The 14346-nt window shown below is 44.6% G+C and carries 12 protein-coding genes; 4 read left to right on the forward strand and 8 right to left on the reverse strand.

Annotated elements, in window-relative coordinates; translation table 11 throughout:
• Positions 1-4: 4 nt before the first annotated feature.
• The 4 genes from ACO0KZ_RS01925 to ACO0KZ_RS01940 all read right to left on the reverse strand — a co-directional run bounded on the left by ACO0KZ_RS01925 (position 5) and on the right by ACO0KZ_RS01940 (position 2359).
• Positions 5-178: a Trm112 family protein gene (locus ACO0KZ_RS01925; RefSeq protein WP_422992182.1), complete on the reverse strand. Its 174-nt coding sequence runs from the start codon at positions 176-178 to the stop codon at positions 5-7.
• Entirely contained in the window at positions 159-1202 is a 1044-nt protein-coding gene (gene lpxK / locus ACO0KZ_RS01930; protein WP_422992184.1) for a tetraacyldisaccharide 4'-kinase, read from the reverse strand. Before lpxK ends, ACO0KZ_RS01925 begins: the two co-directional genes overlap by 20 nt.
• Positions 1203-1302: 100 nt before the next feature.
• Positions 1303-1749: a biopolymer transporter ExbD gene (locus ACO0KZ_RS01935; protein WP_314861476.1), complete on the reverse strand. Its 447-nt coding sequence runs from the start codon at positions 1747-1749 to the stop codon at positions 1303-1305.
• A 4-nt stretch (positions 1750-1753) separates the two neighbouring features.
• Positions 1754-2359: a MotA/TolQ/ExbB proton channel family protein gene (locus ACO0KZ_RS01940; protein WP_422992186.1), complete on the reverse strand. Its 606-nt coding sequence runs from the start codon at positions 2357-2359 to the stop codon at positions 1754-1756.
• Between the two features lie 911 nt (positions 2360-3270).
• Between ACO0KZ_RS01940 and xseA the strand changes: the two genes are divergently transcribed.
• The 3 genes from xseA to ACO0KZ_RS01955 all read left to right on the forward strand — a co-directional run bounded on the left by xseA (position 3271) and on the right by ACO0KZ_RS01955 (position 6463).
• On the forward strand, positions 3271-4638 hold the full coding sequence (gene xseA, locus ACO0KZ_RS01945) for an exodeoxyribonuclease VII large subunit (protein WP_422992188.1): 1368 nt from the start codon (positions 3271-3273) through the stop codon (positions 4636-4638).
• Between the two features lie 132 nt (positions 4639-4770).
• A complete protein-coding gene (gene sodB / locus ACO0KZ_RS01950; protein ID WP_422992190.1) occupies positions 4771-5349 on the forward strand; it encodes a superoxide dismutase [Fe] in 579 nt (192 codons plus the stop codon).
• Positions 5350-5545: 196 nt separating this feature from the next.
• Positions 5546-6463, forward strand: a complete 918-nt coding sequence (locus ACO0KZ_RS01955; protein ID WP_422992192.1) for a M28 family peptidase — start codon at positions 5546-5548, stop codon at positions 6461-6463.
• A gap of 80 nt (positions 6464-6543) precedes the next feature.
• Here ACO0KZ_RS01955 and ACO0KZ_RS01960 read toward each other — a convergent pair whose 3' ends face one another.
• From ACO0KZ_RS01960 to ACO0KZ_RS01970, 3 genes are all read right to left on the reverse strand, one after another.
• Entirely contained in the window at positions 6544-7728 is a 1185-nt protein-coding gene (locus ACO0KZ_RS01960; protein ID WP_422992194.1) for an ABC transporter permease, read from the reverse strand.
• A complete protein-coding gene (locus ACO0KZ_RS01965; RefSeq protein WP_422992196.1) occupies positions 7725-8672 on the reverse strand; it encodes an ABC transporter ATP-binding protein in 948 nt (315 codons plus the stop codon). Before ACO0KZ_RS01965 ends, ACO0KZ_RS01960 begins: the two co-directional genes overlap by 4 nt.
• Positions 8673-8863: 191 nt before the next feature.
• Positions 8864-9814, reverse strand: coding sequence for a DUF808 domain-containing protein (locus ACO0KZ_RS01970; protein ID WP_422992198.1), 951 nt, complete (start codon positions 9812-9814; stop codon positions 8864-8866).
• A gap of 265 nt (positions 9815-10079) precedes the next feature.
• Between ACO0KZ_RS01970 and ACO0KZ_RS01975 the strand changes: the two genes are divergently transcribed.
• On the forward strand, positions 10080-12731 hold the full coding sequence (locus tag ACO0KZ_RS01975; RefSeq protein ID WP_422992200.1) for a prolyl oligopeptidase family serine peptidase: 2652 nt from the start codon (positions 10080-10082) through the stop codon (positions 12729-12731).
• Positions 12732-12804: 73 nt separating this feature from the next.
• Here ACO0KZ_RS01975 and ACO0KZ_RS01980 read toward each other — a convergent pair whose 3' ends face one another.
• On the reverse strand, positions 12805-14229 hold the full coding sequence (locus ACO0KZ_RS01980; protein ID WP_422992202.1) for a DUF2799 domain-containing protein: 1425 nt from the start codon (positions 14227-14229) through the stop codon (positions 12805-12807).
• Positions 14230-14346: the final 117 nt, after the last annotated feature.

A 14346-nucleotide genomic window follows, 5' to 3' on the forward strand; every position in this document is an offset into this window, starting at 1 on the left:
CTTTTTAAGTATCCGCGTCCAGCACGCGTGCCTGGTCTTCCCACATAATTGGAATACCATCGCGGATCGGAAATGCCAAACGATCGGCTTTACAAATTAATTCTTGTGCGGTTTTATCGTAGACCAAAGGTCCTTTGCACAAAGGACAGACCAGAACGTCAAGCAGACGGGCATCCATGTTTTTTCTCCGAGGTTAACTTGAGTAACTTGAGCAACTGTGTCTGAAATTCTGTGTCGAGTTCAGCAGAAACAGGTAGCAACCAGATACGCGGATCATCTTTCAAACCCGCAATTTGGCGACATTTTACTGCATCCTTCTCCGTGATAAGAATGATTTCAGCATCAACATGCTGAAATAGATCTGCAGAAAAAGCGAAATGATCGGCTAAAGGCATAGAATTAAATTCCAGGCCATGCGCAGTCAAGGTATCAAAGAAACGTTGCGGGTTCCCTATGCCTGCTGCCGCCAGAATTTTTTTTCCTCGCAACTCGGTCAAAGACTGTCGTAACTCAGAATGCTGAAGATTCATCAATTCATCGGGTCGCAGATGCATGGAGACCACCTCATCGCCAATGCCACGGACATGTACTTTATTTGCAGAATTCAGAACAGTAAAATCGCGCCGACGCTTTACAGATTCACGCAAAGGACCTGCCGGCAATAGCCAGCCATTCCCTATTCCGCGCTCATCAAACATCAGGATTTCCACATCGCGACCAAGTGCGTAGTGCTGCAGACCATCGTCCGAAATAATCACGTCGACCTGTGGATATCGCACTAATAATTGCTGTGCGCTCACCACTCTTTGCCGTCCCACCATCATGGGACATCCGGTACGCTGGGCAATTAATAAAGGTTCATCTCCAACTTCCGTCGCCAAAGAGGCGAACGTCACTTCAGTAATGTTATTTACATGCGCACCATAGCCGCGAGAGATAACACCGGGGGTCCAGCCTGCGAGACGCAATTGCTCGACTAACCAGATAACCATAGGTGTTTTACCAGTACCACCGACATAGATATTGCCGACCACAATGACAGGTACCGGCATTTGTGTCTGAGGTCTATAACCCATTACCAGCAAGCCAAATCGAAAGTTCAGAATGAGACCAAACAATTTGGAAAGAGGCCAAAATAAAATCGGCAAAATGCCGCGCTTCGACCAGGATTTAATCAAAAATGATTCAAATGCCGCGCGCAAAAAAAACTCCTTAACGACGAGTTATCGATACCGCATAAACACAAAGGAGAAATCATCAGAGATTTCTCCTTTGTAGTTGCGCCTTGATATAACTCACTACTTATTTTGAGGTAGAAGTCGCCTGAGCCGCAAAAGTGACTTTCGCTAAACCAGCGATACGTGCCGCCTCTAATACGTCAATCACCGACTGATGGGTGGCTGCGCGGTCTGCATTAATGATGACTACGGGATCCGGTGCACCTGCTTTACCACCATTCATCGCCTCTGCAGCCTTCTTCAAATCATTTGCCAAGTTGGTCGCATCTAAAAAGCTAACTGGCTCGCTATTAATTTTATAGCGACCCTGAGCATCAATACCAATTTCAATTTGACTCGGTTTATCTTGCGCCTTTTCCGCGTCCGCTGTGGGCAAAGTAATTTGCAATTCTGTAAAACGGCTATACGTCGTTGTCACCATCAAGAAAATCAAAATGACCAACAAGACGTCAATAAAGGGAATCAAGTTGATTTCTGGATCTTCCTTGCCCCGTCCTTTACGAAAATTCATACGACTACTTTCTCGTGCTATGAACGATATCGACAAACTTCACCGCTTGCTGCTCCATCTCGACCACGAAGCTGTCAGCTAATGCGCGAAAATGACGGTAAAAAATCATGGCGGGCATAGCGATCAAAAGACCAAAGCCAGTGTTATACAGAGCGACGGAAATACCATGTGCCAATTGAGCTGGATTCGCACCTGATGCATTTTGTGAACCAAAAATTTCTATCATCCCGACTACAGTGCCGAACAAACCCATCAGCGGCGCCAAGGAAGCAATGGTGCCTAAAGTCGTCAGGAATTTCTCCAATTCATGGGCTACCGCGCTACCCGCTTCTTCTATTGATTCTTTCATGACTTCACGCGGTGCATTCACATTACGCAAGCCTGCTGCCAAGACGCGTCCCAATGGCGAATTAGTGGCTAACTGATCGACGACTTCTTGCTTGATTTTTCCACTTTGATAAACACGAATAACTTCTTCCAACAAAGTCTTAGGCAAAATCCGTTGCCTTCTCAAAGATAAAGTTCGCTCAATAATCAAAGCCAAAGCGACAATCGATGCCACCAGTAAGAAATAAATCGGCCAACCAGCCGCCTGAATAATCGCGAACAAATGAAACTCCTTACCAAAAAAATCTAAAAAGTCGTAGAAACTACGACTAGCTACCAACAGCCATGAATGAAAGCTCAGCCCGCAATGTATCGTGTTGTCAGACTGTGAGCAAGTAGCTGCCAGTGAATATTTTCTATCGGGTCGACAACTGTCCCTAAATCAAACGAAAAAATAGATAAATACATACAATCCACAGTTCTGCACAGATTCTGTGCGCAAGATTGTGGATATCCTTGGGGCTAAATTCTAAGCCATTGATTTTAAACAAATTAGCATTACCGCCTCAAAATTGAGCACACAGCAAAAAAGCAAAAATCAGTACTTTATGCACCGTTCAAAAGTTCTGCACACAAACTGTGGAGAACTATGTGCACAAGCGCTGACCATAGTTTTAAGTCATTGATTTAAAATCATAAAAAGTACTTGCAAGAAATTTGAGCAAAGCCTTCTTGAAAGCAATTAATGATTGTTTTCACTAGAATAAAACTACAAATTAGTACTTTTGTGGAAAACTTCACCGAGTTTTGCACACAAATTGTGGATATCTTTGTGAACAAACACAGGACACAATTCTAAGTCGATGATTTTATTGATTTTTGTCGTCTTGCTACAAAATGTGGCAAACGACAATTTAGTTTCCCAAAGACATGTTTTGTATTTTCATCACAATTTCCTGTGGATAACTTTGTGCATAAGCACAAAAGAATCTCTAATTTAGTGGTAGATAAGCAGCCCATTCTCAAACAATTTCACATCATTTAACACTTAAGAATCTAACTTAAAGTAAAAAATCATCTAAAAATCAAACACTTAGAAAACCTTCCTCCATTCTTTTTGACAATCACAGGCTGGCGTGACATGCTCTAACAACTTTTACCTTACTTGTGGACAGCTTTACTTGCAGACGACTTATGGCATCAGATTTTTTCACACAAAACCCAATAAAAACAGAATCCATCCTGCCAGTTTCGGCGCTGAACCAAGCCGTTGCTCAATTACTGGAACGAAGTTTCCCTTTGACGTGGATTTCAGGCGAAATATCCAATTTCACCCGCGCCAGTTCTGGACATTGGTATTTCACACTCAAAGACAGCGCGGCTCAGGTCAGAGCCGTGATGTTTCGCGGCCGTGCACAATATGCGGGTTTTATACCGCGTGAAGGTGACAAAGTTGAAGTACGTGCACTAGTTGGCTTGTACGCACCTCGCGGTGATTATCAAATTAATGTAGAAGCAATACGTCGCGCCGGCGTAGGAAATCTATACGAGGCTTTTTTACAACTAAAAGCCCGCTTGTCGGAAGAAGGTTTATTTTCACCAGAACGAAAACAGGCAATACCTGACTTTGTAAAGACCATAGGAATTGTTACCAGTCCACAAGCTGCAGCCTTACGCGATGTGATAACGAGCCTGCAACGACGCGCACCTCATGTCAAAGTCATTATTTATCCTTGCCCAGTACAAGGTGAAGGTGCAGGTAACAAGATAGCTGCGGCCATCGCGCAAGCAGATGCTGAGGGAAAATGTGAAGTACTCATCGTTTGCCGTGGCGGGGGCAGCATCGAAGACCTGTGGGCGTTTAATGAAGAAGTGGTCGCTCGCACCATAGCCCACTGCGAAATACCGGTGATCAGCGGCGTTGGACATGAAACGGATTTTACGATCAGTGATTTCGTCGCAGATTTACGGGCGCCAACACCCACTGCTGCTGCAGAAATGGCAACCGCACCGACCGCGGACTGGATTTCTTGCTTGCAGCATTGGCAAAGTTTGATGCAAAAACAGATGCGTCGCCAACTAGATACCGAATCACAGAATCTAGACTGGCTTACCCATCGCTTACAGAGCCCTGCGGCTGCCTTAGAAAACAAACGATTACAAATCATCCATAGCGCACAGCGCTTACGCTTTGCCGTCTATAAGCCACAGCAATTGGCGCAATCGAGGCTGACGCATTTCCAGAACAAACTACAACAATACAAACCCAAACCAAAACCTGATTTAGAGAAATTAAGTAATCTACTGCAACAAATGCGCAGCAACATGCGACATCAATTGCAAAGGCAAAAAGTAGACCTCGAAAATCTGCAAACCAAACTAGAGATGCTCAATCCACAGCGTACCCTCGAGCGTGGCTATGTCATTCTCCAGCAATCAGACGGTACTTTAGTACGCAGTGGACAACAGTTAATGTCTGGGAATACGCTGCATTTACGTACCGCGATTGATACGACAGAATTACAAATTGCACAGGTAAAAACACCACAAGCTGCGCATTAGCTGCAAGCATTCGAGCAAAAGCTTACAATGATGGTTTTGGTTCACTCAACTTTATTCAGATTGAGCCAATTGGTTTGAATCGAAAACCCAATTTTTTGACGTTTTTTTCAATTAATCAACTTAGGATCTGCCATGGAACATACTTTGCCAGCATTGCCATACGCCCTCGACGCATTGGCTCCCCATATTTCTCAAGAAACTTTGGAATACCACTATGGTAAGCATCATCAAACTTATGTCACAAACTTGAATAATCTGATCAAGGGCACCGAGTTTGAAAACGCAACATTGGAAGAAATCGTTAAAAAATCTTCCGCTGGCATCTTCAACAATGCAGCACAAATTTGGAACCACACGTTTTATTGGAATGGCTTGAAACCAAATGGCGGCGGCGCACCAACCGGCGCGTTGGCCGACGCAATCAATGCAAAATGGGGTTCTTTTGATGCATTCAAAGAAGCCTTCACAAAATCATGCGTAGGTAATTTCGGTTCTAGCTGGACATGGTTAGTAAAAAAAGCCGATGGCACTTTGGACATCGTTAACACATCGAACGCTGCAACGCCATTGACTACAACAGATACACCGTTGATCACGTGCGATTTGTGGGAACACGCTTACTACATCGACTACCGCAATGCTCGTCCAAAATATTTGGAGGCATTCTGGGCCTTAGTTAACTGGGAATTCGCAGCGGCGAATTTGGCTTAAATCTGGCTTAATCAGCGGATAAGACGCGGAACTCAGTTTCGATAAAAAAAGCCTGCGATAATATCGCAGGCTTTTTCACTTTTTCTGCACTTTATGATTTTGCGAAGCATACATGTTGGAATCATCGAAGTTCAAACGTTGAACTAATCGCGATCACAACATACTAAGCACCACCCTTCTTTCTAATAAATTCACTATGCCAACTCTTCAAAAAATCCGTTTAGCAATGAGTATTTGCGGCTTGATAGTCAGCACAAGCTGTCTGGCACAAACTCAAGCTTCCCAAGCCATGCAAGATCTGCAAACACTCGCCAGTGACAGAATGCAAGGTCGCGAAATTGGTAGCGCAGGAAGCGCATTAGCTCGGGACTACCTACTAAAACGTATTGTCGATTTAGGTCTTAAGCCTTGCGGCGCAAGTTATGTACAAGATTTTCCAGTGAGTAAATTAGGTCAAACCACGCAAGGAAAAAATATTCTAGCTTGTCAATTTTCGGAACAAAATAGTGCTAAGAAGTTTCTTGTCGTTTCCGCACACTATGATCACCTCGGAATCAAAAATGACAAAATTTATTTTGGCGCTGACGACAATGCCTCTGGTGTCGCCGGCGTCCTAGCGGTAGCACAAAGTTTGCGAGGAAAAGTAACAAAACACAATATCGTCTATGCTTTTTTTGATGGCGAAGAACGTGGTTTATTAGGCGCACATGCTTTTGTAAAGCAAGCATGGATTGCCCCCAAAGACATTACGGCAAATATCAATTTCGATATGATTGCCCGTGGCGATAAAAACGAGTTATTTGCCAGCGGCACTTATCAAAATCCAAGTTTAAAACCGATACTGCAAGAACTCAATGGCACACAAGGAATCAAGCTTTCGTTTGACCATGACAGACCAGAACAAGGCAGCAACGACTGGACTTCGCAATCCGATCACTACGCCTTTTTCAAAGCGGGCATTCCTCATTTGTATTTCGGTGTAGAAGACCATGCGGATTATCATAAGCCAACCGATAGTGCAGAAAAAGTTAATCCAAAATTTTTTGACGGTGCAATAGAAATTGTACAAAAAGCCGTGCAACTGATAGACCAAAAATTTACTCGTAAAGACTAAGCAAAAAAAACGGCACCCAGTTAAGCAGGTGCCGTTTTTTATTTGATGCCTATAACGAATTACCAGATTTACTATCAAACCTAATGATGCTTAACGGGGAATAAAAATGTCTCCGCCAATTGCTTCCAGCTTGGCTCTTTACCGTACATTCGTATCCCCATGGTGAAGACGCGAGTGGCTGCAGATTTAAACCACCACAAGCATGCTAACAGCAAAGTTAATGACAAAAACCACTGCCACATTGGCACTTCCGCATGCGCTATACGCAATGGCATCGCGGCAAATGAAGTCAGTGGGAACATGCTCAACACTTGCATCATCATGCCTTCTGCATTGTCGATACCGCTATAAGCCAATCCAACAGGTATCGCTGGTAAAAACATCATAATGCTGCGACTTGAATGATTGGGATCGTCGATTGTTGCCGCAAACGCCGCCATAAAACTATTCACCAACAGCATACCCAAGATCACAAACAAAATGGCGGAGAACAATTCAAAAGCTCCGACAGGAAGCGACACATCCGGTTTACCGGAGATCACCGCCACGCCCTGAATGAACAAGAAAAACAGCAAGCCGTAACTAAACATAGTTTTGAAACAGAACAGCGAAATACCTAAAATTTTCCCTTCTATCCATTGCGCTGGCGTGATTAAAGTTAACAGCTGTTCCGTCACACGATTTTGTTTTTCACTGGTGATGCCAGTGAATAAATAGCCGAAGCCTGAAAAAATTCCAATGGTTAGCAAGAACAATAAAGCACCGCTCACAAGCGCACGCCCTTTCTCATTCTTATCGTCTTTTTCTGGCTTAAGCATCACAGTCTTAATTTCCGGCAATTCCGTAATTTGTTTTCGCTGCAGGTCAGTCAAAGGCAGCGAAGCGATCTCTCGTTCTTGTTGCCAATTCTGCAGATTGGTTTTTAACTTTCCCTGCCAGCTAGCTTTTTCTTTGACCGTCAATTGCACCCGTTCTTGTTCGCCCTCCTTGGCGATTTCAATTACGGCATGCCAAGTCTCACCAACATTCTTAAGAACCTCAGGTTTAGTTGCTGGACTAACGGCGCTAAACTGAAAACCGTCCAACTTGGGCAAAGTAAAATCACCCACCACCGCTACTTGATAATCTTTATCCAGCGCTGACTTCAAATGCGGCCACAGCATGGAAAATCCGAAGCCTATCAACATTAACGCTATAGAGATGATCTCCTGCTTCCACTTGAAGTAACGTTTAAACTCGAACAGAGCGATATTCCAAATAGTCATGCTATTTCTCCTGACAGTAAGTTGTCCGCATTATGCTTTTGCACAGCCGTCAAATAGAGATCGTGCAAGCTAGGTTGCATGCGGCTGAAGTCTTTTACCTCGGCTAACAACATAACTTGTTGCAGTAATTGATTAACAGTGGCGCCTTCGCGCAATTGCAACAAGTAGGCATTGTCTTCTTGTTGCTCGGCCGTTTCGATCGCGGGACATCGCTGCAACGTTTGCAAAGAAACTTGATTAGCAAAGCGTAATTGATAAAATTTCTCGGGACTCAATTGCTCTATCACTTGCGCTAGACTACCGGATGCCACTTGCTGGCCTTTATTGAGCAATAGCATAGAATCAGCAAGTCGCTCCACCAATGCCATCTGATGTGCGCTCAGGACTATGGTAGTTCCCGTTTGCTTCATCTCATTCAAGATCGTCAGCACGTGTTCTTGGTTGATAGGATCTAGGCCAGAAAAAGGTTCATCCAAGACCAAGAGCTTCGGTTGATGTATCAAGCAACTGATTAACTGCACTTTTTGTTGATTACCTTTAGACAGCTTACTCAGGTTATCCTTCGCCTTTTCATTCAGATCTAAACGCGGTAACCAATACGCCAATTGCTCGGCAATCTGCGCTTTAGTCAAACCACGCAACTTACCTATATAGGTCAAGTTATCAGTGACGCTTTTATCGGGATACAAGCCACGATCTTCTGGCAAGTAAGCAAAACTGGTTTCAGGAATCTTCTCCATTCTCACGTCATCTTCAAACACACTTATCTCGCCTGCATCGGCTTGTGTCAAGCCTACCAGCATACGAATCAGTGAGGACTTACCGGCACCGTTTGGCCCGAGCAAAGCAAAGATCTGCCCGGGTGCAACTGTAAAACTTAAACCTTGCACCGCTTTTACCGTGCTATAAGTTTTCTCCACCTGACTCACTTCTATACTAATCATAAATAGCTCCATGCAATATTAACGAGTTCTCGACAAGATTCACGTTTATCGCTCAATCAAACTCAAACGAATCAATGTTAGTTTGAACTTTAACGATAAAATAAAAGATGAACAGCGAAAGGCGACCAAAGACGAAACTCGTGCCATCAGACACGAGTTTTTTGAAAAAACACGAAAACTATTACTTTGAATTACGCAGCACGACGCGGAAATAAGCGCTGTACAGCCAATACCGCGAGCAATACCAAAGCACCCGCCACAACACCGACTAAGCCATCGGCAATACTAGGTACAATACTTTCCAATACTGGTCCGACTGCGGGGAAGCTACCTGCTGCCTGCGCCATGCTATGAGAAAATTCGCTGATGGCATGAACGCCATGACTGAGGATGCCACCACCCACCAGGAACATCGCAGCGGTACCAATCACGGTCAAAGCTTTCATCAAGCGCGGCGCGAATGCAACAAATCCATCGCCAATGCGACGCTGCACAGCACGTAACCAAGATTGTTCTTGATTGCGTTGCAAATAGAACCCCATATCGTCCAGCTTAACAATCAGCGCCACAAAACCATATACACCTACGGTCATCAAAACGCTAACACCCGCTAACACAGCAACTTGAGTGGAAAAAGCCGCTTGTGCTACGGTGCCTAAGGTGATGATAATAATTTCACCGCTCAGAACAAAGTCAGTGGTTATTGCACCTTTAATTTTGTCTTTTTCAAACTGCACGATGTCCACTTCTTCGTGCGTTAATGCGTGTACCAATTCGGTATGATGTGCTTCGTCTTCCGCATCACTGTGCAAGAATTTATGCGCCAGTTTTTCAAATCCTTCGAAACATAAATAAGCACCACCTACCATCAGCAACGGCATAATCGCCCAAGGTGCAATCGCACTTAACAGCAATGCTAATGGCACCAATATCATCTTATTCTTCATCGAACCTTTTGCTACCGCCCAGACCACCGGCAATTCACGTTCCGCCCGCACACCACTAACTTGCTCTGCATTCAACGCAAGGTCATCACCTAATACGCCAGCAGTTTTTTTTGCCGCGACTTTAGTCATCAGCGCAACATCATCGAGAACGGTAGCAATATCGTCAAGTAGGGTTAAAAGGCTTGCACCAGGCATAAAGACTTTCTTTGTGGATAAGTGTATATGGGGAAATTCTCTATGAAATATCAGCGAAATTTTAAATTCGCAGTTTCAGAGAAAAAACAAAATTCTACTTTACAAATTAGCTAGCCTCTAGCAATTTATCTTGGTGAAAATTTATCTTGATCACCATTGCGCCGTATTCGAACTTAGCAAAGGAACTTTTTAGCAGTGTCCTAGTCTATTTTTACTAATTTTAATCGTGGATAACTCAACACCGCGAATACCCAAGGGAGAAATAATGAAACAAAAAACACTCGCCATTAGTATTGCTTTGATCTACAGCAGCGTATTTGCACTGAGTAGTCCGCTGGCGCAAGCGCAGCTTAGTGGCAAACCAGCACCTGTGATGAAATTAAAGCCGTCAGAATTAAGTCTGGAACAACTTTATCGCGCCCAGCCCTATTCGGGTAAAGCTGCTACGCAATTACGGTTTAGTTACGATGCTCGTTACCTTGCCTATGCATGGAACCCATTTGGTGAAGAAGGCAGTGACTTATACATTCACGATACAGAAACAGGGAAAACCAATCGTATCACTTCGCCTTCAGTGATGAAAACCTATGATGCACCTGAAGACTGGGATCGCTTTGAGAAAAAACTCAAACAAAAAGAAAAAGAACTGAGCGAGCGTCAAGCGAAGGCGGAGGCTCAAGCAGCTTACTTACGCGGTGAAAAAGTCGATCTTTTGCAATGGGAACGCGCAGCGATTGAAGAACTGAAACGCGAATTGGCCGAAAAGAAAAGCAAAGCAGCCGAATTAAAGGCAGAAAAAGACGCGGAAGCGGTCAAAGAAAAAGCCGCTAACAGCGCTGGAGCAGGGGTCAAGGAAAGTGCAAGTGCCAGCAAAACTGAGACCGATAAAAAAGAAGCTGAAAAAGAGTTATGGGAATTACGCGACGAATTAAAGAAAAAACTCGCTAAAGAGAAACTCAAAAATAGTGACCTATATCCTGGCATAGAAAACTTAGTTTGGGCAAAACAAGCACAAGAACTGATATTTCAATACCGCGGCGATCTGTTTCGCTTGCAGGCACAAACAGGAAAAATTGAACGACTGACTAAAACCGACAAAGTCGAACGTATCCTTTCTTATACCGCCGACGACAGCGGTTATCTGTACATGGATGAAAAACGTATTTATGCTGCCAGTTTTAGCAATGGCGCATTACGCCAGCTTAATCCTGAACTGATACACGCTGACGATGTTGAGAAAAAATACTCGCTAACTAGCACGGTCTTGAGCGAAGACAAACAATGGATGGCGATCACCGCCAACGCAGCTCCTGCCGATCCAAGCAAAGCACCACAAGGTCGTCAAGTTGAAATTATGAATTATGGCGAACGCTTTGCCACTGCAAAAAAAGTCGGTCGTGAAGTATCAGATGATAAACGCACCGTACCAGCTTCAGCTTTATATATTCGCAAAGTCAGTGATGACTCTATGCGCCAGCCACAAGCTGTTTTCACCAATGACGGTGGCGATATCTGGTTCGAAATGAGCCGTGTGGCTTTTAGCAAAGATGGCAGTCAATACACCTTCTCAACCTGGGAGCGCGAAAAAGAATTACTGCGCATTTATGTCGGCAATAGCGCCGACAATGCAAAACCAAGAATCATCTTTGAACGTCGCAAGCAAGTTGGGCACGAAGTGGTCGATGTCGTATCGCCGCAATTCACACCAGATGGTAAACAATTGATCGCCGTATTAGATGAGCTAGGCTATCGTCAGCCTTACCGAATTGATACCGCGACCGGAAGCGCGACTGCCCTGCTCAAAGGTGATTTTGAAGCGCACCAGATACTTGGTTTCAGCCCAGATAGCAGTACGATGTTTGTCATGGCAAATCGTGATGACTTTGCTGCGATGAATCTATTCAAAGTGACTCTGGCGAATGGTGAAATGCAAGCCTTAGGGCAAAGTGGTGATTTCCATCGCGCCAGCGCGATCAGCGAGAGTGGACAGAAATTGGCCAGCGTGGCGGGACAATGGTCAAACCGACCTGAATTGAAACTACTTGAACTGCAAGCCAATAGTAAAGTCAGCAGTAAAACCTTAACCGACAGCCACGACCCTAAATGGAATGCCGTCAATCTGATTCAACCAGAACGTTTTAGCTTTACGAATCGTCACGGCGATAAGATCGAAGCCTATGCTTTCAAACCGCAAAATTGGAGCAGCGGCGATAGTCGCCCTGCGATTGTTTACACCTACGGCGGCCCACTTGGTGATCGACACATTATTGAGACTGACAGTTTTCAAGCAACCGCTTATTTGTTCGGTATGTATATGGCAGCGAAACACGGTTATGTCACAGTCGCAGTCGATCCGCGGGGTCACTCAAACTATGGTCGAAAATTCAGTGATGCAAATTGGGAACAGGCTGGTAAACCCCAAACCGAAGACTTAGAAGATCTCGCGAAATATATGCAGAAGAAATTTGGCGTGGACGGCAAACGCATAGGATTGACGGGCTGGAGTTTTGGTGGCTTCCAAACGCAATACACGATGTACACCAGCCCAGATATTTTCGCTGCAGGCATTGCAGGCGCAGGGCCAACCGAATGGGAAAACTACAATAGCTGGTACAGCGGTCGCACGATCGGCAAGGTCGATCGTAGCAAACCTAACCTACGCCGCTATTCCCTATTACCACTGACAGTAGGTCTGAAAAAACCTTTGATGTTGGTACACGGCATGCAAGATCCTAATGTTCTATACCAAGACACAGTCAATGTCTATCGCGCCCTGCTGGAAAATGGTAAAGAAAGTCTGGTCGATTTATTCCTCGATCCCGATGGTGAACACGGTATGGGCGGCGCGGTCAAACCAAAAGCATGGCACAAAAAATATGAAAGCTTTTTCTTACAGCACTTAGGTAGGGCAAGGTAACTCGTCAATCCAAAGTAAAAAAGGACGCAAATGACTCGCGTCCTTTTTTGATCCTCATTTGAACTAGTTTCGATTAAATACTTCGTTGCAGTTGCTCCAAGCGCTGTTCATGACGCAAGCGCCAGTTTTCCAAATCATCCAGACTACGATTGAGATCACGAATAGACCGACGGTTGTCAAGTATTTGCTGATCACGACGTTTTTCGCGATCGGTCGCTTCTTTAACCGCATTCTGATCTTTACTATTTTTTATAATATCCTGGTCCTTACGAGAATCTTTATCTAATTGACGGATTCGATAATCAACATCGTTACGACGGTCAAGTGCATAGCGAATATCACGTTCTACTCGCTCTTTTTCTCGCCAAGTTATTTCATATTTTTGTCCATTATCATAAGCGTTCTTTGCCCTGGCTTGCACTACCAATTGACAAACACTGAGTTCAAAATACGTTGATTGACGGCCAAAGCCGAACGCATTTTCAGGACTGCAATAACGCATGTTTTCGGCGTTCCAAGCTTGCAAGTAAATATCTTTCGTCTGATCGATAACAAACACCTTGTCTTTACGAGCATTGGCAATACGCTCTTCGATTCTTTGTGGTTTACCAAAGCCATCGTCTTTGCCCGCGTCATGCCAATACGCTCGCAAACGATTCTCCCACATCGCTTGATAGGCATCTTCGACAAATTTCAGTTCACGTTTTTTAGCATCAACCCGACGCATGTATCGATCCCAGCCATTGGTTGCATCCGCCCAGGCAGTACGTTTCCAATATTCGACGATCTCGGTGTCCCACGCCATCTGATAAGCATCGCTGCGCACTAAAACCTGACGCTCTTTGGCAGCTAGCACATGTTGCTGCAACTTCTTGTCGGAGTTGCCCTGGCGCGCATCTTCGAAGCCCAAGAGTGTCCAATAAGCTTGATTGCCACGTTGCCAACCAGTTTGAAAAGCAGTCTGATTAAAGGGGATATCACCGGCATTCGCAGCCCTCTGCGTTTCTATCGGCGCTGCGAGGCCCGCAACGCCATCCTGATCGCCAATGGCAATCCAATAGTCTGCATTGCCTTGACGCCAACCTGTATCATAGGCGGTCGGATTAAGCGGGGTTTTGTTTTCTAGTACGCCTTCAGAACGAATTTGCGTTTGGTAGAAAGTCGCAGGTCTAGGGAAACGCCCGTCAGTTTCGCCTAATTTTTGCCAGAATTGCGTGTTACCGCTCGCCCATCCACTTTGATAAAAGCCAGCCGATTCCGTTTTAATTTTGTCGCCATCAACACCCGCACAAAATGATCGACGCTCCTCAAAATTAGCAGGTAAACCTTTGACACCATCTTTATTACCGATCACATTCCAATCACCTTGTTTGCAATCTTTAATTTGTCGCATCGTTGACTGACAGCCGCTCAAAGTGAGGCTAAATAAGCCAAATAGGCCAAATGAGCTAACGATAAGCAAGTTTTTCAATTGAACATTGAGTGGAAATATCGACATGGTGTGTTTAAATATAGATGAAGTAAAATCAATAACGCCTAAGTGGGCAGTATGTTGACAACAATGTTAACTATTGTAAATCGCCTCATCCGCACACCTCACAAAAAGCTGCGACAA

It is taken from the genome of Undibacterium sp. Di24W, assembly GCF_049340325.1.
Classification (GTDB): Bacteria; Pseudomonadota; Gammaproteobacteria; order Burkholderiales; family Burkholderiaceae_D; genus Undibacterium.

What these genes read in the sequence shown, in the direction of transcription:
- ACO0KZ_RS01960 (WP_422992194.1), bottom strand. Translation starts at nt 7,728, where the DNA reads ATGACTATTTGGAATATCGCTCTGTTCGAGTTTAAACGTTACTTCAAG.
- ACO0KZ_RS01925 (WP_422992182.1), bottom strand. Translation starts at nt 178, where the DNA reads ATGGATGCCCGTCTGCTTGACGTTCTGGTCTGTCCTTTGTGCAAAGGA.
- ACO0KZ_RS01980 (WP_422992202.1), bottom strand. Translation starts at nt 14,229, where the DNA reads ATGTCGATATTTCCACTCAATGTTCAATTGAAAAACTTGCTTATCGTT.
- xseA (WP_422992188.1), top strand. Translation starts at nt 3,271, where the DNA reads ATGGCATCAGATTTTTTCACACAAAACCCAATAAAAACAGAATCCATC.
- ACO0KZ_RS01955 (WP_422992192.1), top strand. Translation starts at nt 5,546, where the DNA reads ATGCCAACTCTTCAAAAAATCCGTTTAGCAATGAGTATTTGCGGCTTG.
- sodB (WP_422992190.1), top strand. Translation starts at nt 4,771, where the DNA reads ATGGAACATACTTTGCCAGCATTGCCATACGCCCTCGACGCATTGGCT.
- ACO0KZ_RS01970 (WP_422992198.1), bottom strand. Translation starts at nt 9,814, where the DNA reads ATGCCTGGTGCAAGCCTTTTAACCCTACTTGACGATATTGCTACCGTT.
- ACO0KZ_RS01975 (WP_422992200.1), top strand. Translation starts at nt 10,080, where the DNA reads ATGAAACAAAAAACACTCGCCATTAGTATTGCTTTGATCTACAGCAGC.
- ACO0KZ_RS01965 (WP_422992196.1), bottom strand. Translation starts at nt 8,672, where the DNA reads ATGATTAGTATAGAAGTGAGTCAGGTGGAGAAAACTTATAGCACGGTA.
- ACO0KZ_RS01935 (WP_314861476.1), bottom strand. Translation starts at nt 1,749, where the DNA reads ATGAATTTTCGTAAAGGACGGGGCAAGGAAGATCCAGAAATCAACTTG.